Here is a 19,727-nt window from a genome sequence, read left to right as displayed (position 1 = left end):
GAGGTGGCTTATGAATTACGATGATGAGCTGGAGCGCGCGCGGGCCCGCCGGTCACAGCGGGGAAGAAGCGGCGCGCAGGGCCGCGGCTCCGGTTATGGCAGAAGCGGCGGCTCTGCCAGGGATCCGTATGGCTCCGGAGGCAGGGCCAGGACTGCATCTTCGCCGTCTTCCCAGAGAGCGCCGGGAGGGAGCCGGTCAGGAGGCTCCAGGGCGTTTCATTCCGGCTATAACGGGCCCAAGGGAGGGGAGGCGTCCTCCCATGGCGAACAGGCGCAGAGAGGGAGCAACCGCGGCATTTACCGCCGCAGGAAAAGGCAGGATAAGAAAAAGAAGATCATCATGATCCTTCTGGCGGTTGTGGCGGTGCTGGCGCTGGCGATCGGCGGGACGCTCTGGTACGTTTATCAGCGGACATGGGGATCCCTGGCCAAAATTGAGTTTAACGAGTCAGCGGTGCTGAACCCGAACCTGTCCCCGGAGCAGATCGAGGGCATGAAAGGCTATATGACCGTGGCATGCTTTGGCGTGGACTCGCGTATGGATAAAAACGGCAAGCTGAACGTGGGTAAGGGAACCAACGCAGATGTGAATATGATTGCCAGCATTAATCTGGAGACGGGCGAGATCCGTCTGGTTTCCGTATTCCGCGACAGTTATTTGAATATCAATGACAAAAATTCCTATAATAAGATTAACGCGGCGTATGCGCAGGGCGGCCCGGAGCAGGCGGTAAAGGCTTTGAACAAGAACCTGGGCTTAAATATCACGCAGTATGCGACCTTTAACTGGAAGGCGGTGGCGGATGCCATCAATATCCTGGGCGGGGTGGATGTGGATATCAGCGAATCGGAGTTTTCGTGGATAAACGCCTACATTTCGGAGACCGTTAAGGAGACCGGGCTTGGGTCCGTGCAGCTTACGCATGCCGGAGAAAATATCCATCTCGACGGCGTCCAGGCCGTGGCTTACGGGCGTCTGCGCCTGGGAGACACGGACTATGCGAGAACAGAGCGCCAGCGGATTATCCTGAATAAAGCGTTTGAAAAGGCGAAACAGGCGGACTGGGCGACGTTAAACAATATTATCCAGACCATCACGCCGCAGCTTGCGACGAATGTGACGCCGGCGGATCTGATTCCGTTAGCCAGGAATATTACGAGATACCATATGGGCGAGACAGCGGGCTTCCCGGCCGCCAGAGGCGAGATGGATGTGGGCGAAATTGGAGACTGCGTTATTCCGAAAACACTGGAATTCAACGTGAAAGTTCTCCACGAATTCCTTTTTGACGAAACAGATTATGTGGTTCCGTCCAATGTGCTGGAGTACAGCCGCCATATCGCCAATGTGACGGGCATGAGCACAGAGGGCAAGGTGATCGGCCATGTTCCGGTGGATCAGGGCCTCAATGCCTCTGTTTATGTAAGACGCCGCGCGCAGCGCCAGGCAGAACAGGACGCAAAGGCCAGGCAGACAGAAGAGGAAGAGACAGAGACAGAGGAGTCCACGGACGAGACGGGTGAAAGCGGCACAGAGGATGAAAGCCTGTTTGATCCGGAGGAAGACTGGCCGTATATTGACTGGGGAGACAACTGGCCGGATGATGACGAGTGGGGAGAGGAAAACCCGACCGGTCCGGGCGGCACGCAATCAAGGCCCGGCGCGTTTCCTTCCCAGCCGGGGGGAACCACGACCAGGCCCGGTACGTCAGCCACACAGCCGGGGGGAAGCGCGACGCGGCCCGGCGGATCGACTGCGCAGCCGGGAGGAAGCACGACGCGGCCCGGCGGATCGACTTCACGGCCGAACCAGACGACAGAGGCGGATGAAGGAAATGACGGACAGGGTCCCGGAGGCGCCGGCACTACGCCGCCGCGCTATGAGAAGCCGGGAAGCCAGACCACAGAGGCTTACGAGACAGAGGAAGAGCCCGGCAGCGTGACGCCGCCGGACAGGACGCCTGGGACAACCGGCGCGGCGCCGGGAGACCGCGCCCCTGCCGGACAACCGGCGCCAGGAAGCAGCGCCCCGGGCGGCACGTCGCCCGGGGGCGGGCAGTCCGTAAACAATGCGCCGGCTGATACGCAGATCTCCGCGGAGGGGAACGGCGCTCCGGGAGGCGCCCTGGCGGGCCCGGGGGCTTAGTATACGGTACAGTACGCCGGCCCGGCGCGCGGGCAGGATAACAATAAAGACGGTTACGGTGAAATACTATGATAAAAGATAACCAAAAGCGTCTGAACCATTTCCATATACTTCTTGACGCGCTTGTGATTATTTGTTCCTATGCATTGGCATGGTTTATTGTAAACGCTACGCTGTGGTTTGACGTAACGGCGGAAAATAAGAACGCCATGGCGGCTGTCTATCTGGCGGTCGGCGCGGCGATCGTGCCGTTTTATCTGTTCCTGTACGCCTTCTTCCAGCTCTATACCCCCAAGAGGGTGCAGAGCCGGCGGGTAGAGCTGGCGAATATCGTAAAGGCCAATGTCATCGGGCTTTTGTGCATTGCCCTGATCCTGTATCTGTGCAGAAAGAACGAATATTTCCGGAATTTCTCGAGCCCAATGCTGATGCTGTTTTTTGCAATCAACATTATATCCGAGGCTTTGATGCGGAATCTGCTCCGGATGGGACTGCGCTCCCTGCGTTCAAAAGGCTATAATCAGAAGCACCTGCTTTTAGTGGGCTACAGCCGGGCGGCGGAGGGCTTTATTGACCGCGTGAGGCTGAATCCGGAATGGGGATATAACATCCGGGGCATTTTAGACGACTGGCAGGAGTGGGGAAAGGAATACAGGGGAGTCCGGGTGATCGGAAAGATCGGCGATCTGAACACGATTCTGGAGCTTAATACCCTGGATGAGATCGCGATCACCTTAAGCATCCGCGAATATGAAAAGCTGGAGCGGATTGTGGCGGGATGCGAGAAATCCGGGGTTCACACGAAATTTATACCGGATTACTATAACTTTATCCCCACCAGGCCGTTTATGGAGGATCTGCAGGGACTTCCGGTGATTCATATCCGCCATGTCCCCCTGACGGGCCTGCTGAACGCAACCATTAAGCGCAGCGTGGATCTGATCGGGGCGGCTGTCGCGCTGGTTCTCTTTTCACCGGTGATGCTTATCGCGGCGGCGGGCATCAAGCTCACCTCCCCGGGACCGGTTATCTACAGCCAGGAACGGGTAGGGCTTCACAACCGGCCGTTTAAGATGTATAAATTCCGCTCCATGGAGGTTCAGCCGCCTGCGCGGGAGAAGAGCCAGTGGACGACGCCGGGCGATCCCAGAGTGACGTCCATCGGCCGCTTTATCAGAAAGACCAGTATTGACGAGATGCCGCAGCTTTTTAATGTATTAAAGGGAAATATGAGCCTGGTGGGGCCAAGGCCGGAGCGTCCGTTTTTTGTAGAGAAATTTAAGGAGGAGATTCCGCGCTATATGATCAAGCACCAGGTCCGCCCCGGAATGACCGGCTGGGCTCAGGTAAACGGCTACAGGGGAGACACATCGATCACGAAACGGATCGAGCACGATCTCTATTACATTGAAAACTGGACGCTGGGATTTGACGTGAAGATTTTATTTCTGACCTTTTTTAAGGGATTTATTAATAAAAATGCGTATTGACAGTGTATAATCATAACAGTTCAGACGGGGGCGTCTTCCTGCCTGTCTGGACGGTTACGGATAATCAGTGAGGGTGAACTTTGGATCAGTGAGGGCGGTTATATGGGATATGATGAGACAGATTCGCCCCGGAGGGACCGGGGACGCAATCGGCAGCCCGTGAAAAGGATGGGCGACAGGGACATACCATACAGAAGAAGCAAAGAGCCCGGACATAAGGAACCCGGGCTTAACCTGATCACAGATTCGTTTCGCGATCAGAGACGGCGCGAGCCGCGGGCAGGCCGCGGGGGGCCGGGGAATGTGCAGACGCCCGGCAGGCGGAGAGGAACGGTTGACGTGCAGGTTTCCGGTCCCGGCAGGGAGCGGGAAAAGGCGTGGAGAGCAGACGGCCGCGGTATGCCGGCGGACGCGCAGAGGCCGGAGAGGAACGGTATCCCGGCGGATGCGCAGAGGCCGGAACGAAACGGTATTTTGCTGGATGCGCAGGCCAGCGGCAGGCGCAGAGCCATGGCGGGGCCGTCTGTATCATCAAAGAGCTCTCTGGCTGAGGGGCCGCTGATCATGTCCGGCCGCAAGGCGCTTCACGGTTCAGGACAGGAGGAGAGGCGCCCGGGCCAGGGACGAAATGGCGGCGCGCGGGCGGCGGCGCGCCAGAGCGCGGCGGCCCACACGCCTCCTCCTGCCCGCCATGCTTCGCCGGAGCGCGGCTCGCGCGAGGCTTCGTCTCACGAATCCATCTATGAGGATCCGGCCCGCCGCAGGGCCAAAAAACGGAAGAGGAGGATCCGCATCATCCTGCTGGAGGCGGTTATATTTGTCGGCGTCATGGTCTTTGCCGGTTATTCGTATATCAACAGCCGCCTGGGCATGATGCAGCAGCTTCCCTGGGATCCGGAGGAGATTCGGAATGTGGATATATCCGAGGAAAAACAGGAGCAGATGAGGGGCTACTGGACAATTGCCATATTCGGCGTGGACAGCCGGAATACGTCGGTTGGCAAGGGTAATAATTCGGATGTGAATATCATCTGCAACATTAATCAGGATACCGGGGAAATCCGTCTGGTATCGGTCTATCGGGATTCCTACCTCAATGTGAACGACAAAAACTCCTATAATAAAATCAACACGGCATACCTGCGCGGCGGTCCGGAGCAGGCGGTAAAGGCGTTAAATAAAAACCTGGATCTGGATATCGATGACTACGCGACCTTTAACTGGAAGGCGGTGGCGGATGCCATCAATATCTTAGGAGGTATTGACTTAGAGATCAGTGAGCCGGAATTTTATTATATCAATGCATTTATTTCAGAGACGGTTACGGCGACAGGTCTGGGATCCACGCAGCTTAAGCATGCGGGGATGAACCATTTAGACGGAGTGCAGGCCGTTGCGTACGGCCGCCTGCGCCTGATGGATACGGACTTTGCGCGCACGGAGCGCCAGAGAAAAGTCATTGCCCTGGCGTTTGAGAAGGCAAAGCAGGCGGACTGGGCCACGATTAACAATATCATCCAGACCGTATTTCCGCAGGTCGCCACCAGCGTCGATATGGGCGATATCCTGACCATGGGGCGCGGCATAACGAAATACCATCTGAGCGAAACCATGGGCTTTCCCTCTGCCAGAGGCGATGCGAAGCTCAAGAGCAAGGGCGCGTGCGTGATCCCCCAGACGCTGGAAAGCAACGTGGTAGAGCTCCATAAGTTCCTTTTCGGGGATGAGGATTACAGGCCGACCGAAACGGTGAAAAGCATCAGTCAGAAGATCATCGCGGACACAGGGCTTTCAAAGAATGCGAAATCATCGGGCGATGTGGGAACCGCGGGTGGATCGGTTCCCAGGACCACCGCGGCGGCATCCCTGGAGGAGAGCGGTACAGAAGAGGAGCGCGAAGCCGGGGAAGAAAAGGAAGAGACAAAAGAAGGAAGGAACGCGCTTTCGGACAGCTTAAGCGGAGCGGAGCGGGAGACGGATTCCGGCGGAAACTTAATCCTGCCGCCGGGAGGATATGAGACAAACGGGGCGGGAGGCCAGACGCAGCGGGGCCAGTCAGAGGAAAACGGCGGGGAAGAAGCCGCGCCGTACAACCCGTCCCGCGCACAGGAGGAAACGCCGGGCGCGCCCGGGGGAGCGGCGGCGCATCCGGGCGTGCAGAGCGATACCGGAGTGATCATCGCGCCGGGCGGCGTCCGCCCGGGCGGGGAGCCTTCCGGAGGTGTCCGTCCGGGGCAGAATATGTCAGGGAATGTCTATCCGGGCCAGGACGCGGCTGAGAGCGTCCGTCCCGGACAGGATCAGCCGACACAGGGGCGTGTGGAATTTTACGGCCCGCCGGGAACGTAATGTACTTCCAAAATCTCACAAAATCAGGCGCGCGAGATTCTGAGAGTGCATCGAAAGGAAAGGAAGTAATATCAGTGATCTGTCCGAAATGCGGCTGCGAGGCGGCCGGAAATTTTTGCAGCAACTGCGGCGCGCTTTTGGAGAACCGGGCCTTAGAGCGGGAGAGGGAAAACGACGGTGAGAAATGGGAGAGGCTCAAGCTTCCCCGGGACACAGGCGGGGCGGACGTAAGCGTCCGGGAAACGCCCGAGTACAGGGATCCGGAAAACGGCCGGGACAGAAAAAGGGAAAAACCGGAGAAAAGCGCGCGTTCAAGGGCGCGGGACGGCGCAAAAAGGCAGTCCCGCTCCTCAAAAAAAGAGAAAAAGGAGGAGGCGGCGAAGGAAAAGGCCGCCCGGAAAATCAGGCGTCAGCTCGAAAAACGCATTGAGACACTGGAGGAGGAGCAAAGCAGGGAACGCCTGCTTCGCGAGCGAAACGCAAAGCAGGCGGCGCGTGAAAAAGACGCCCCGCAGGATGAAAGAAACGGGGCGTCCCCTGGCGAGGCGATAGGAAACGCAGCAGCAAAGGGAATAACAGGCGCTGTTGTCCTGCTGTCGCGCGTCATGCAGATTCTCTGCGCCCTGTGCATGGCGGGAATGGTCTGGATGACGGGAAGAGCCTTCTGGTATGGACGGAAGGGGCTCGGGAGCGTTGCGGCCATTGCGGCTGAGGAAAACTATGGCCTGGCTCTTTACCTGTGCGCGGCAGGAGTCACCCTGTTTCTGGGGGTGGTCTGGTGCCTGTGGATTCTTTCCAGAAAGGCGTCCGGCGGCGGCGTCCGCATGAAAACGTATGATACAGGCCGCGGCCTGATTCCGTTCCTTCTCTGCATAGCGGCCGTTTACGCGGCGCTTCCGGCGTCGGCTCTGCTTCCGGCAGACAAAGAGGCGTTTCATGGGATCGTCAGAGGGGCGGCGGCTGTTCTGGAGGCAGTGAATGCGAATCACGAATTTCTCGCGTTCAGCAGTACGGCCGGGGCGGTTCTGTCCCTGATCCGCAGGCTTTTGCGGGTGTAAAAGGGGAGAAGGCCGTTCAATTTATAAGCTCATCCAGAGGCGCGAACCGATACCCCATTTCCTCCCATTTCGTCAAAAGCTCATCCAGAATCTGCCCGTTCGTCCTGGACGTGCTGTGCAGAAGCACGACTGCGCCGGGATGAATCCGTCCCAGAAGCTTTTGGAAGGCTTCTTCCCTGGAGGGCTGCTTATCCTCATACCAGTCCACATAGGCGAGACTCCAGAAAAAGGTGTGGTACCCCATTTCATCTGCCATCTGAAGGTTGCTCTCACTGTATTTTCCCTGGGGCGGGCGGTAGAATTTCTTCATTTCCTGTCCGGTTGTCTCTTTATACAGCGCTTCCAAATCGGTCAGCTCCTTCTGAAACGCTTCCTTTGTAGATATTTTTGACATATCCGGGTGATGGAAGGTATGGTTTCCCACGGTATGCCCTTCCGCTGCCATGCGCTTCACAAGCTCAGGGCTCGTTTCCAGATAATTCCCGACCAGAAAAAAGGTTGCCGTCGCCCGGTGCTTTTTTAAAGCGTCCAGGATTGCCGGCGTGTTCCCGTTTTCATAGCCCGCGTCAAAGGTCAGATAGATCACCTTCTCCTGCGCGGGGCCGGCATAGTAGGCGTGAAACTGCTTTAAATAATCCGATGTCGCATTCCCAACGGGCGTCTGCCCCTCGCTCTGAAAGCTCAGACCCCAGTTGCCGTCGGCAGAAGCAGGGGCCGCCGGCTGCCCGCAGGGAATTGCGGCGGGAACCGATGGCTGTTCATTTGTAAAATGAGCCACGGCGCGGGCTGACAGGTTACCTGCGCAAAACGCCATGGCGAACAGGAGCGCGGTTTTGAGAATGCGTTTCTGGAATGGAAATTTGAAGGGAATCTGCATAAGAGTGCTCCGTTTCCGGGCGTGATTACTGAATTATATGAGGGGGCGGAGGGTATCATGTATTGAAATGTGCAGAAAACATTACGATTTGTGATTTAGGTGAGCGAGGGGGGGGGGCAGTACGGCCTACGTTACTGGAGAGCTATAGATTATAAGAATTGTCAATAAAAGTAACACTTCAGGTTACCAATAAAATGTTGTACGAGAGGGAATTCTGAGAAAACTTGTTCCATAATAAAATAAAGCCAGAGAAAAAAGCTGTGTAGTATCAATTACCAGGAGGAATATTATGATGCCCGACTATATAAAGGTCAATAAAAGCGCCGACAGGATCGACATATGGTTTTACAATGAAAACGACAAGCCCTTTTCCATTGGCGAAAAGATGTGCGAAATCAATGAAAATGCGTACATGAACGGCTATAACTGGGACGCCTTTTTTAATTATTACCTTGCCGAAAATGCCCCCGACATCTTAGAAGGACTGGAAAGCAACCCGGAAGCAGGTTCCTATACCGCCTTCTGTGAACCGGGCGGAGAAAACGAAAAAAAGGCAGAACGCTTTGCGCAGATTATCATATCGCTAATAGAACATGAAGATGAGCTGTATCGGATTGTGCGTGAAAAAGGTGATGAAGTCGAGTGGGACTAATTCCCCCCAATAATAAAATGTACCATCGGAATTTTACTGTGCCTGCAAGGAATGTAAATATGCCCGAAGTAAAGGCAGCAGGCTGCCCTCTCGCGATCCTCCCGCCAAAAGGCCCGCAATTTCTTCGCGCCAAAAACATTTATCCCCCGAATAGCGCCTTGTAAATCCTCCCCGGATATAGTAAAATAAAAACATTGGTTCATTTACGCCGCATAAAACAGATAAAGAGGCATAAAATCATGGAAAAAAGCAGAATCGAAAAGCAATTTGAATTTTGCCGCGAGATCGATAAAGAAAAATTTATCGGCCGCCAGACCTACTTAACCGACAGAAACAGCAAGGAAAACGACGCCGAGCACGCCTGGCATATGGCGCTTATGGCTGTGCTTTTAAGCGAATATTCCAATGAACCCATCGATGTTTTAAAGACGGTCACCATGCTGCTGCTTCATGATCTGGTGGAGATAGACGCAGGGGATACCTACGCCTACGACGAGGAGGCGAAGAAAACCCAGAAGCAGCGCGAGCTGGCGGCGGCGGATCGCATCTTCGGCCTGCTTCCGGAGGATCAGCAGGAGAAGCTACGGGGGCTCTGGGAGGAGTTTGAGGCGGAGTCTACGCCGGAGGCGCGGTTTGCGAGGACACTTGATAATATTCAGCCGACGATGCTGAACGCGGCGACGGACGGCCGTTCCTGGGCGGAGCGCGGAGTGCGTTTAAGCCAGATTTTGGGAAGAAATCAGAATACCGGCAGAGGTTCCGAGACGCTGTGGAAGTATTCCTATGAACATTTCATTCTGCCCAATGTGGAAAAAGGGCGGATTAAGAACGAGTAGCGCAGCGGTTGATGTACTCCCGGAATCTCGCCGCGCCTGATTTTGTGAGATGATTTTTTGTCAGATGCGCACAAATGTATGAGGCGTATGCTGATTAAATTTGGGTGCATCTGGCGGAAAATCAGCCGCAAAGGCAGGCGCGGCGAGATTCCGGGAGTACATGTTGGTACAAAGGAGGATAAACGTGGCAATTCAGGGGGAAACGAGGCAGAAGCCCCGAAGCCGGATCCGCGAGCCAAAGCGGTATCAGGTGATTATGCACAATGACGATTATACTCCCATGGATTTTGTAGTGAAGATCCTGATGGAAGTCTTTCACAAAGGAAAAGAGGAGGCGGTAGCCCTGATGATGAATGTACATAAGGGCGGCCAGGCGGCGGTGGGCAGTTACCCTTATGATATTGCCGTATCGAAGATCCGGATCGTGACAGAGAGGGCAAAGGAAGAGGGATATCCGTTCCGGCTGACGCTTAAGGAGGCATAGGAGATGAGAGTGACAAGGGAAGTGGCGGATGTCTTAAACGCCACCTTTGAAGCGGCCGCCAGGGAGCATTATGAGTTTGCGACGCCGGAGCTTCTTTTATATCAGATTGCCGGCTGCGAGACGTTCCGGGAAGCATTTGAGAACTGCGGCGGCGATGCGGACAGCTTACAGGATCGCCTGATCGGGTATCTGAAGGAGAATGCGGAGCCCGCGGGCCAGACGGATAAACCGGAGATGTCGGCCGGGCTTGAGACGGTTCTGATCCGCGCCCAGGAGCAGGCGGATGACTGCGGGAAGGAAGCGGTCGAGCTGCAGCATCTGGTGTATGGGTTTTATTTTCTGAAGGAGAGCTATGCCGTTTTCTACATGGAGACAATGGGCGTGGGGAAGACGGATCTTCTGCGGGAATTGACCGTTATATACAGTGAGATCCGGGAGCGCTATGATGCGCGCCGCACCCGTATCAGCCGGGAGCAGCAGGCGGAGCGGGAAGGAAAACGGAGAGCGGGCCGGGGAAAGGATGCGGGCGCGGACCGGGAAGAGGACGATATAGACAGCGGGAGAGAGGAAGGCCGGGAGGCTTCGGGGGACAGCAGAAGCCAGCGGTGGAGGCGCTATGTCACCTGCGTCAATGAGGAGCTTAACGGCGTGAATCCCCTGATCGGGCGCGAGGAGGAGCTGGAGAGGACGATGCAGATCCTCTGCCGGAAGGATAAGAACAATCCGCTCCATGTCGGGGAGCCGGGGGTGGGAAAGACCGCCATTATTTACGGGCTTGCCCGCCTTCTCAATGAGGAGCGCGTGCCGGAGCCCTTAAAGGGGGCGCGGATCTTTGCCCTGGATCTGGGAAGCTTGCTTGCCGGGACGCAGTACAGGGGCGAATTTGAAAAGCGGTTCCGGGAGATTATGGACGGAATCAGCCAGGAGGAGAAGCCGATCGTCTATATCGACGAGATCCACAATATCGTGGGGGCAGGCGCCGTAAACGGGGGAAGCTTTGACATTTCCAATATGCTGAAGCCCTATCTGGCGGCGGGCGCGGTGCGCTTCATCGGCGCGACGACGTATGAGGAATATAAAAAGCATTTTGAAAAGAGCAAAAGCCTTGTGCGCCGTTTTCAGAATGTGGAGATTAAGGAGCCCTCGCAGGAGGATGCGGTGAAAATCCTGGAGGGCCTTAAAAAGCATTATGAGTCGTTTCACAGGGTCCGCTACGGGAAAGGCGTTCTCGATTATGCGGTGCGCATGAGCGCCCGGTATATCAATGAGAGGTTTCTGCCGGACAAAGCGATTGATCTGATCGACGAGTCAGGCGCTTACCGCCGCCTCCACCCGCTGCCGCAGAAGAGGCAGACTGTGAATAAGGAGCTGATTGATGAGATCCTGTCCAGAACATGCCAGATTCCCAGGCAGACTATGGAACAGGATGAGATAAAGCGGCTGGAGGGGCTTGAGAAGCGGCTGGCTGGCCGTGTGTTCGGCCAGGACGAGGCGGTGGGCCAGGTTGTGAACGCTGTGAAATTTTCCCGCGCGGGCCTTCTGGAGGAGGGAAAGCCGTTAGCCAGCCTCCTGTTTGTGGGGCCGACCGGCGTGGGGAAGACGGAGATTGCAAAGAGCCTTGCCGACGAGCTGGGCGTGCGTCTGATCCGGTTTGACATGAGCGAGTACGGGGAAAAGCATGCGGTGGCAAAGCTGATTGGCGCTCCGGCCGGGTATGTGGGTTACGAGGAGGGCGGGCTTCTGACCGAGGAGATCCGCAGGAACCCCCATGCGGTGCTTTTGCTCGACGAGATCGAGAAGGCGCACCCGGATATCTACAATATCCTCCTTCAGGTGATGGACTACGCCACGCTCACGGATAACCAGGGCCGGAAGGCGGATTTCAGGAATGTGATTGTGATCATGACCTCCAACGCCGGGGCCAGCCGCGTGGGCAAGGCCGGGATCGGCTTTGGCGGGCGGACGGTTCAGGCGGATGTGATGATGGAGGAGGTAAAAAAGACGTTTCAGCCGGAATTCAGAAACCGTTTAAACCGCATTGTAGTCTTCAACGCCATGGACGAAGCGATGGCAGACCGGATAGCGGGAAAGAAGCTCGACGAGCTGGGGCGGATGCTTGAGGCAAAAAAGATCGAATGGTCCGTGTCCGGCGAGGCGAGAGAGCTTCTCAGGAAAAAGGGGATCAGCGAGGAATATGGGGCGAGAGAGTTAGAGCGCGTCATAGGAAGCGAGATAAAGCCTCTGCTGGTGGATGAGATCCTGTTTGGAAGGCTTAAAAAGGGCGGGAGCTGCCGCCTTAGCTGCAGGGAAGAAGCGTTTATGTTGGAATATCAGAAAAGAGAAAAGCCATGCCAGTGTACCGCCTGATAAAAAAAGAAATCAGCTTTCCGTCCCCGGAGCTTGCAAGAGAGGACGGCCTTTTGGCCGTGGGAGGCGATTTGAGCGAGGATCGCCTTGTCCTTGCGTACTGCCATGGGATTTTTCCGTGGTATGATCCCGGGGATGAGATTATGTGGTGGTGCCCAAAGGAGCGCTTCCTGATCTTTCCCGACGAGATCCACATCTCGCATTCGATGAAAAAGTATATGAGGAGACACCGCCTGAGCGTGGTTTTGAACCGGGACTTTAAGGATACCATGCACCGGTGCCGCGTAAAACGGGAACACGCGGAGGGAACGTGGATTTCCGACGAGATGGAGGATGCCTATCTGGCTCTCCACAGGAAGGGCTTTGCCGCCAGCGTCGAGTCGTATGAGGACGGGGAGCTGGCCGGAGGGCTTTACGGGGTCTGCATTGGCGCCTGTTTTTTCGGGGAGAGCATGTTTTCAGAAAAAAAGAACGGATCAAAGGCCGCCCTGATTGGGCTGGCGCGGATTCTTAAGGAAAAGGATTTCCTGTTTATTGACTGTCAGTTTCATACCGGCCATTTAGAGAGTATGGGAGGGCGGTTTGTACCCTGGAAGGAGTACAACCGCCTTCTTGATGAGGGGCTGGGGCGGTGATCCCTGCGTGCGGCTGGAAAGAACCGTCAGCCCGGATGAGTGAGACGCGCCCGGAGATAGTTTAAGCGCGGCTTATGCGCCGGCGCTTAAGCCGCGCTTAAGCCTGGCGGGCGTCCAGTCCCCGGATCTTTTTTACATAGATGCGGCGGAACAGCAGCGTGGAGAGCGTCAGGGACATCAGCTCTGCCAGCGCGAAGGAATACCAGACCGCATGGAGGCCCCACGTATTTGCAAAAAACCAGGCCAGGGGCAGGATGCACAAAAGCTGCCTGGCAACAGACACGATCAGGCTGTACACTCCGTTTCCGAGCGCCTGGAATACGGATCCGATGATGATGCAGTATCCGGCGAACAAAAAGCTTAAACTGATGATCCGAAGGGCAGGGACGCCGACCTCCAGCATATGCGGGGAGGCGTTGAACATGCCCAGAAGCTGCGGCGTGAACGCCTGGAAGATGATAAGGCCGCAGAGCATGATGCCGACCGCGATGGCGACGCCGAGCTTTATGGTATCCATGATGCGCTTACGGCTGGCCGCCCCGTAATTGTAGGCTACGATGGGGATCAGGCCGTTGTTCAGGCCAAATACCGGCATAAAAATAAAGCTCTGGAGCTTGAAATACACGCCCAGCACGGAGACGGCCGTCTCGGAAAACATGATCAGAATCCGGTTCATACCAAAGGTCATAACCGAAGTGATGGACTGCATGACAATCGAGGGCACGCCGACGGTATAGATGAGGCCGATGACGCGTTTATTGGGCTTAAAACCGCGCAGCGAGAGACGGATGTCGGGATTTTTGGTGTGATTTAAGTACACAGCCAGCAGCATGGCAATGATCTGCCCCGTAACCGTGGCGATCGCCGCGCCCCGTATGCCGAGCCGCGGGAAGCCGAAGAGGCCGAAGATCATGATGGGATCCAGGATAATGTTGATAATGGCGCCTGTCCCCTGGGTGATCATGCTGTAAAAGGTCCGCCCCGTGGACTGCATCAGGCGTTCAAAGGTCATTTCCCCGAAGATGCCGAAGGAGCAGATGAGGCAGATCGTCAGGTATTGCGCGCCGAATTCGATGACCTCGGGGGTCACGGTCTGGCTGGCAAAAAAGATGCGCGAGCCGAAGATGCCGAAGAGGGCAAACACGGCGCAGCTTATGACGGCCAGGAATACGCCGTTGGCCGCCGCCAGATTTGCCTCGTCCTGGCGGCGCTCGCCCAGGGAGCGCGACAAAAGCGCATTGATTCCGACGCAGGTGCCCGAGGACACGGCAATTAAAAGGCTCTGCACCGGGAAGGCCAGAGACACGGCTGTGAGGGCATTCTCGCTGATCTGCGCTACAAAGATGCTGTCCACGATATTGTAAAGCGCCTGGACAAGCATGGATGCAATCATTGGCAGGGACATGGAGACAAGCAGCCTATTAATGGGCATGGAGCCCATCTTGTTTTCGCCGCTGTAAGCAGTTTCTGACATGGCAGTTCCTCCTTATGTTTTGTATGTATCCCCCGGAGAGGACAGAGTCAGGAACGATGATTTTGTCCCTGAATTTAGCATGCTAACCAGTATAGCTTATATTAAAATTACTGTCAATCAAAATATGCTTGTCAGGGAATCTCTGTTTATGATATCATTAATTCAGCTTAAAAGCCGGCTGCATCGGCTTTTATGACAAAGGATACCAGGATCAGAAGGCTGGCGCAGCATTTCGCAGATACTGAGACACGAATCATCCGCTATTTGCGGCCGCTGCGCCTGCAAGAATAGGAGCGGCCTTTTGAACCGCATAACATGAACACATAGAAGACAGAAGGAGGAATTGAAGGGATGAAGCCTTACAGCGAATTGACGAGAGAAGAACTGTTAGAGCTGAAGAAAAGACTGGCTGCGGAGTACCATGAATTTCAGGGAAAGGATCTGAAACTGGACATGTCCCGCGGAAAGCCCAGCACGGAACAGCTTGATCTCTCGATGGGCATGATGGATGTGTTAAACAGCGAGATGGATTTGACCTGTGAGGACGGCACGGACTGCCGCAATTACGGCATTCTGGACGGAATCAAGGAGGCCAAGGAGCTGATCGGCGATATGATCGAGGTAGCGCCGGACAATATCATTATTTATGGAAACTCCAGCTTAAATGTGATGTATGATACGATCTCCCGTTCCATGACCCACGGCGTTATGGGAAATACCCCCTGGTGTAAGCTTGACAAGGTGAAATTCCTGTGCCCCGTGCCGGGCTATGACAGGCATTTTGCCATCACGGAATATTTTGGTATTGAGATGATCAATATCCCGCTCGACGAGGCCGGCCCGGATATGGACATGGTGGAGCGCCTTGTCTCCTCGGATGACACCATTAAGGGGATCTGGTGCGTGCCAAAGTATTCCAACCCGTCCGGGACCTCCTATTCGGATCAGACGGTGCGCCGCCTGGCGAGGCTTAAGCCGGCCGCTCCGGATTTCCGCATCTACTGGGACAATGCCTACGGCATCCATCATTTATACGACGACGAGCAGGACAATGTGATCGAGATTCTGGCAGAGTGCAAGAGGGCCGGGAACCCGGATATGGTATATAAGTTTTCTTCCACCTCGAAGATCAGCTTCCCCGGATCCGGAATCGCGGCGATCGCTACCTCCCACAACAATATGGAGGATATCAAAAAGCAGCTCCGCATCCAGACCATCGGCCATGATAAGGTAAATCAGCTCCGCCATGTGCGCTATTTCAAGGATATCCACGGCATGGTAGAGCACATGAGAAAGCATGCGGATGTGCTGCGGCCCAAGTTTGAGGCAGTGGAGGAGATCCTGGAGAACGAGCTCGGCGGGCTGGGGATCGGGAGCTGGACCAAGCCCAAGGGAGGCTATTTTATCTGCTTTGACTCACTGGACGGCTGCGCGAAAGAGATTGTGGCAAAATGTAAAAAGGCCGGCGTGGTGATGACCGACGCGGGCGCTACCTACCCATACGGAAAGGATCCGCGCGACCGCAATATCCGCATTGCCCCGTCCTATCCGCCGCTTCAGGATCTGGTGACTGCATCGCGGCTGTTTACGCTCTGCGTGAAGATTGTCAGTGTCAATAAGCTGTTGCATGAGATGGATCAGCCTGTTCCCTTGCAGGCCGGCGAGAACTGATAGATGATATGGTATGGGCGTCCCGGGGAGAGGCTGCCCATACCTTTTTCAATGCCTCCTGCTGTGGCTGAATATTTTCGGAAAGGAAACAGATATGCTCAGGGAAAAAATGGGAATACTGTGGGAAAGGTTTGTAAACAGAGAGACGATCTCCTATGTGATATTCGGGGTTCTGACAACGCTGGTGGACTGGGCGGTTTACCGGATCGTGCGCTGGCCCGGGTATTCGGTTGCGTTTTCTACCGCTGTTTCATGGGCGTCTGCTGTGCTCTTCGCATTTATTACGAATAAGCTGTTTGTGTTCCGGAGCCGGGCTTTAGGCATGGCCGCGCTGGCGAGGGAGTTTATTTCTTTTGTCTCATGCCGGGCATTTACCGGGGTCTTTACCATTGTTTTTATGGTGGCGGTCGTGGACTGGCTTGGCTGGAATGAATGGCTGGGAAAAGCAGCGGTATCGGCGATCTCTCTGGTTATGAATTATGTATTCAGTAAGCTGTTCATATTCAGGAAGAGTGAAAACCGCGATCACTCAGCGGAGTCTGCGCAGTCAATGCGCTGACAGCGAAAAAAGGGCGGCATTACAGCCAGGCAGGAGGTTGATGTCCATGGACAGGGAGAAGATGCCCGGGATCGACAGAGATTTCGGAGACATGGGGGAGATAGAGGAGCTGCTTGCGGACGAGGAGCCCTGTGAGGACAGGGAACAGCCGGAGGGAAGGGAGACGTCTGAATACGGGGAGGAACCGGAGGGGGGAAGGCTGTCGGGATGGATACCGGAATCCCTGTTAAAGACAGGGCTAGTGCGCCCTTCGGACGGGCTTCTGGCCGCATTTTTTGTCCCGGTGATCATTCTGGTCGTGATCTTTGCCCAGAGGGGGATCTTTCCCTTTGGGGAGGAAAGCTATTTAAGGACAGATATGTACCATCAGTACGCCCCCTTTTTTTCCGAATTCCGTCATAAGCTGACGACAGGAGGAAGCCTGCTTTATAGCTGGGATATCGGCATGGGGGTCAATTTTGCGGCGCTGTATGCGTACTACCTGGCGAGTCCTGTGAACTGGCTGGTAGCCCTGTGCCCGCAGGGGCTGGTCATTGAGTTTATGACGTACATGATCGTCCTGAAAACGGGCCTGTGCGGCTTAAGCTTTGCCTGGTACCTGCAAAAGCACAACCGGGTGGATCGGTTCGGGGCGGGTTATTTCGGCGTTTTTTACGCCCTGTCAGGCTACATGGCGGCCTATAGCTGGAATATCATGTGGCTGGACTGCATTCTCCTGTTCCCGCTCATCATGCTGGGCCTGGAGCGGCTGGTTCATGAGAAAAAAGGATATTTTTACTGTATCATGCTGGGGCTTTCGATCCTGTCCAATTATTATATATCCATCATGATCTGCATGTTCATGGTCCTGTATTTTATCTGCCTTCTGTTTCTGGAGGGGAGGAAGGGATGGAAGGATTATGCGGTGATCACGTTTCAGTTTGCGGGGTATTCGCTGCTCGCCGGCGCGCTTTCCGCGGCGGTGCTGTTGCCGGAGATCGCGGCGCTTAAGGCTACCGCGTCGGGAGATTTCAACTTTCCAAAGGCCTTTGAGATGTATTTCCCGATTTTCGATATGCTGGCAAGGCATATCGCGAATGTGGAGCCTGAGATCGGGCTGGGGCACTGGCCGAATATCTACTGCGGCGTGGCCATATTCCCGCTGTTTCTCCTATACCTGGCCAACAACCGGATTCCGTTAAAAGAAAAGATCGTGTACTGCGGCCTTTTACTGCTGTTTTTTGCCAGCTTTTCCATCAATGTATTTAATTTTGTCTGGCACGGTTTCCATTATCCGAACAGCCTGCCGTGCCGTCAGTCATTCATCTATATATTTTTGATGCTTGCGCTGTGTTTCCGCGCCTATCTTTTTTTGGAGCAGACGCCAAAGAAGCATATCGCGATGGCGTTCTGGGGTTCGGTCTGCTACATCCTGCTGGCCCAGAAGCTGGTGACCGGGGAGGACTACCATTTTGCGGTATTCTATGTGGCCATCCTTTTTCTGGCAGCCTATACAGGGCTGATGTACTATTACCAGAACCCGCGCTGCCTGGGAACCCTGGCGGCGCTCCTCACGCTGGCGGCGACAGCAGTGGAGGCGGCGGTCAACACGACGGTTACCAGCGTGACGATCACCAGCAGGGAGGCGTATGTAAAGGACAATGAAGATGTCCGCCTCCTGACCGGCAATCTGCGGGAGTACGGCGAATTTTACCGGATCGATAAAACGAATGCCAGAACCAAGAATGACGGCGCGTGGATGAACTTCCCTTCTGTTTCCCTGTTCTCCTCCGTGGCCAGCGCGGATATGACGGAATTTTTCAAACGGATGGGGTGCGAGGGCTCTACGAATGCATACAGTATTATGGGAAGCACGCCGTTTGTAGACTCCCTGCTTGGTATCCGCTATGCCCTCTGTGAGGGAAAGCAGGAGAATACGAGGCGCTCCTTAAACAGCTTTTCCGGGGAAACGTATCTGTACGAGAACCCGTACACACTGCCCGTGGGCTTCATGATGCCGGATATCATCGCGGACGGGTGGCATCTGGATCTGGCGAATCCCATTGATGTACAGAATGAGTTCGCCTCCCTGCTCGGGGCGCCGGATCTGCTGGTTTACGTCCCGGGAGAAGAGTCAGGAGAAACTTTTCACTTTACAGCGGCGCATGATGGGGAGTATTATATTTATATAGGAAACCGCCAGGTGCGTACGATCCGGCTGACGATCGGAGAAAAGACGGATACCATTGAGAATGTAAAGCGCGGCTTTCTGATAGAGACAGGATGGCTGAAGGCGGGGGAGACGGTGCGCGTCGAAAACAAAGATGGACCGGAGATATTGGACGCGGGCGCATACCTGTTCAAAGAGGACGGGCTTGCCGCCGTCTATGAGAAGCTGAACCAGAATCCCTTTGTGACAGAAGAATGGGAGGATACGCTCCTCAGAGGCTCTGTGGATGCGGGCCAGGGCGGGGTGTTGTTTTTTTCCGTTCCGTATGATGCCGGCTGGGAGATCCGCGTAGACGGAGAAGAAGCGCCGGCCAGGAAGATGCTGGATGCGTTTATGGGGGTGGAGCTTACGGAAGGGATGCATTCGGTGGAGATGTCGTACCGGCCGAAGGGGCTTTGGCAGGGGGTTGTGATAAGCGCGGGGGCTTTGGCGTGGGCGGTCTTGATTGCGGTATTTGGAAGGGCGAAGAAATATAAGAGGCGGGATGAAAGAACCGCGGGGGGGGGGGGGAGACTGTCCGAAAACTCAAAGGATGGAAAATTTTCTCCCACTAACAATGAGAAAACAGGCATAAATTGCCAATACATCTCCCACTTTAATGCCGAAAACTGTAATGAAAATGGGATAGAGTCACATCAATTGTTAGTTTTCGGACAGTCTGGGGGGGGACGCCTGCGCCAGGCAGCGGATCCGACAGAACCGCGCTCTCGCTCAGTGAAAAGCGCAGCGGGCACTAAGCTCGAAAAGACCCCGCTAAGTGCCGGCGGTTTTCAATGGGGTTCCTTACGGATCCGCTGCCTGGCGCAGGCTGTGTTTTCGGCTGGCCTTTGTTTGATAGTATGCTGTTTTTGGAAAATTTTTTCAATGGCCTGTTGTTTTAAAAAAGCAGGATCCAGGGCTTAGAAGGAAGTATCAATGCA

General features: G+C 55.2%; 14 protein-coding genes. 12 read left to right on the top strand and 2 right to left on the bottom strand.

What is annotated here, in order from left to right; genetic code table 11:
• Positions 1–10: 10 nt before the first annotated feature.
• The 4 genes from NFS31_RS06155 (at position 11) to NFS31_RS06140 (ending at position 7,043) form a co-directional block, all read left to right on the top strand.
• On the top strand, positions 11–2,146 hold the full coding sequence (locus tag NFS31_RS06155; protein ID WP_251492650.1) for an LCP family protein: 2,136 nt from the start codon (positions 11–13) through the stop codon (positions 2,144–2,146).
• A gap of 68 nt (positions 2,147–2,214) precedes the next feature.
• Positions 2,215–3,636 carry an undecaprenyl-phosphate glucose phosphotransferase gene (locus NFS31_RS06150; RefSeq protein WP_251492648.1) on the top strand — a complete coding sequence of 474 codons (1,422 nt, stop codon included), beginning with the start codon at positions 2,215–2,217 and terminating at the stop codon, positions 3,634–3,636.
• A 102-nt stretch (positions 3,637–3,738) separates the two neighbouring features.
• Positions 3,739–5,985, top strand: a complete 2,247-nt coding sequence (locus NFS31_RS06145; RefSeq protein WP_251492645.1) for an LCP family protein — start codon at positions 3,739–3,741, stop codon at positions 5,983–5,985.
• Between the two features lie 74 nt (positions 5,986–6,059).
• Positions 6,060–7,043 carry a hypothetical protein gene (locus tag NFS31_RS06140; RefSeq protein WP_251492643.1) on the top strand — a complete coding sequence of 328 codons (984 nt, stop codon included), beginning with the start codon at positions 6,060–6,062 and terminating at the stop codon, positions 7,041–7,043.
• Between the two features lie 16 nt (positions 7,044–7,059).
• Here NFS31_RS06140 and NFS31_RS06135 read toward each other — a convergent pair whose 3' ends face one another.
• On the bottom strand, positions 7,060–7,920 hold the full coding sequence (locus NFS31_RS06135; RefSeq protein ID WP_251492641.1) for a polysaccharide deacetylase family protein: 861 nt from the start codon (positions 7,918–7,920) through the stop codon (positions 7,060–7,062).
• A gap of 289 nt (positions 7,921–8,209) precedes the next feature.
• On the opposite strand from NFS31_RS06135, the gene NFS31_RS06130 reads away from it, so the two are divergent.
• The 5 genes from NFS31_RS06130 to aat all read left to right on the top strand — a co-directional run bounded on the left by NFS31_RS06130 (position 8,210) and on the right by aat (position 12,894).
• A complete protein-coding gene (locus NFS31_RS06130) occupies positions 8,210–8,572 on the top strand; it encodes an Imm51 family immunity protein (protein ID WP_251492639.1) in 363 nt (120 codons plus the stop codon).
• A gap of 239 nt (positions 8,573–8,811) precedes the next feature.
• A complete protein-coding gene (locus tag NFS31_RS06125; RefSeq protein WP_251492637.1) occupies positions 8,812–9,408 on the top strand; it encodes an HD domain-containing protein in 597 nt (198 codons plus the stop codon).
• A 184-nt stretch (positions 9,409–9,592) separates the two neighbouring features.
• The gene (locus tag NFS31_RS06120; RefSeq protein WP_251492635.1) at positions 9,593–9,892 is read left to right on the top strand and encodes an ATP-dependent Clp protease adaptor ClpS; all 300 of its coding nucleotides are present in this window, start codon (positions 9,593–9,595) and stop codon (positions 9,890–9,892) included.
• A 3-nt stretch (positions 9,893–9,895) separates the two neighbouring features.
• The gene (locus NFS31_RS06115; protein WP_251492633.1) at positions 9,896–12,259 is read left to right on the top strand and encodes an AAA family ATPase; all 2,364 of its coding nucleotides are present in this window, start codon (positions 9,896–9,898) and stop codon (positions 12,257–12,259) included.
• On the top strand, positions 12,241–12,894 hold the full coding sequence (gene aat, locus NFS31_RS06110) for a leucyl/phenylalanyl-tRNA--protein transferase (protein ID WP_251492631.1): 654 nt from the start codon (positions 12,241–12,243) through the stop codon (positions 12,892–12,894). Before NFS31_RS06115 ends, aat begins: the two co-directional genes overlap by 19 nt.
• Before the next feature lie 97 nt (positions 12,895–12,991).
• Here the strand turns inward: aat and NFS31_RS06105 are convergent, their stop codons facing one another.
• Positions 12,992–14,368 carry an MATE family efflux transporter gene (locus NFS31_RS06105; protein WP_251492629.1) on the bottom strand — a complete coding sequence of 459 codons (1,377 nt, stop codon included), beginning with the start codon at positions 14,366–14,368 and terminating at the stop codon, positions 12,992–12,994.
• A 351-nt stretch (positions 14,369–14,719) separates the two neighbouring features.
• On the opposite strand from NFS31_RS06105, the gene NFS31_RS06100 reads away from it, so the two are divergent.
• The 3 genes from NFS31_RS06100 (at position 14,720) to NFS31_RS06090 (ending at position 19,710) form a co-directional block, all read left to right on the top strand.
• Entirely contained in the window at positions 14,720–16,039 is a 1,320-nt protein-coding gene (locus tag NFS31_RS06100; protein ID WP_251492627.1) for an aspartate aminotransferase type Ic, read from the top strand.
• A 94-nt stretch (positions 16,040–16,133) separates the two neighbouring features.
• The gene (locus NFS31_RS06095; RefSeq protein WP_251492625.1) at positions 16,134–16,598 is read left to right on the top strand and encodes a GtrA family protein; all 465 of its coding nucleotides are present in this window, start codon (positions 16,134–16,136) and stop codon (positions 16,596–16,598) included.
• Positions 16,599–16,644: 46 nt separating this feature from the next.
• Positions 16,645–19,710 (top strand): YfhO family protein, encoded by a 3,066-nt coding sequence (locus tag NFS31_RS06090; protein ID WP_251492624.1) that lies wholly within the window; start codon positions 16,645–16,647, stop codon positions 19,708–19,710.
• Positions 19,711–19,727: the final 17 nt, after the last annotated feature.

The organism is Otoolea muris (genome assembly GCF_943193115.1).
Taxonomy (GTDB): domain Bacteria; phylum Bacillota; class Clostridia; order Lachnospirales; family Lachnospiraceae; genus Otoolea; species Otoolea muris.
This window is presented reverse-complemented; position numbering and strand designations above follow the sequence as displayed.

Excerpts from the sequence above, each read along its gene's own strand:
- NFS31_RS06155 (WP_251492650.1), top strand. The coding sequence starts at position 11 with ATGAATTACGATGATGAGCTGGAGCGCGCGCGGGCCCGCCGGTCACAG.
- NFS31_RS06150 (WP_251492648.1), top strand. The coding sequence starts at position 2,215 with ATGATAAAAGATAACCAAAAGCGTCTGAACCATTTCCATATACTTCTT.
- NFS31_RS06145 (WP_251492645.1), top strand. The coding sequence starts at position 3,739 with ATGGGATATGATGAGACAGATTCGCCCCGGAGGGACCGGGGACGCAAT.
- NFS31_RS06135 (WP_251492641.1), bottom strand. The coding sequence starts at position 7,920 with ATGCAGATTCCCTTCAAATTTCCATTCCAGAAACGCATTCTCAAAACC.
- NFS31_RS06130 (WP_251492639.1), top strand. The coding sequence starts at position 8,210 with ATGATGCCCGACTATATAAAGGTCAATAAAAGCGCCGACAGGATCGAC.
- NFS31_RS06125 (WP_251492637.1), top strand. The coding sequence starts at position 8,812 with ATGGAAAAAAGCAGAATCGAAAAGCAATTTGAATTTTGCCGCGAGATC.
- NFS31_RS06115 (WP_251492633.1), top strand. The coding sequence starts at position 9,896 with ATGAGAGTGACAAGGGAAGTGGCGGATGTCTTAAACGCCACCTTTGAA.
- aat (WP_251492631.1), top strand. The coding sequence starts at position 12,241 with ATGCCAGTGTACCGCCTGATAAAAAAAGAAATCAGCTTTCCGTCCCCG.
- NFS31_RS06105 (WP_251492629.1), bottom strand. The coding sequence starts at position 14,368 with ATGTCAGAAACTGCTTACAGCGGCGAAAACAAGATGGGCTCCATGCCC.
- NFS31_RS06100 (WP_251492627.1), top strand. The coding sequence starts at position 14,720 with ATGAAGCCTTACAGCGAATTGACGAGAGAAGAACTGTTAGAGCTGAAG.
- NFS31_RS06095 (WP_251492625.1), top strand. The coding sequence starts at position 16,134 with ATGCTCAGGGAAAAAATGGGAATACTGTGGGAAAGGTTTGTAAACAGA.
- NFS31_RS06090 (WP_251492624.1), top strand. The coding sequence starts at position 16,645 with ATGGACAGGGAGAAGATGCCCGGGATCGACAGAGATTTCGGAGACATG.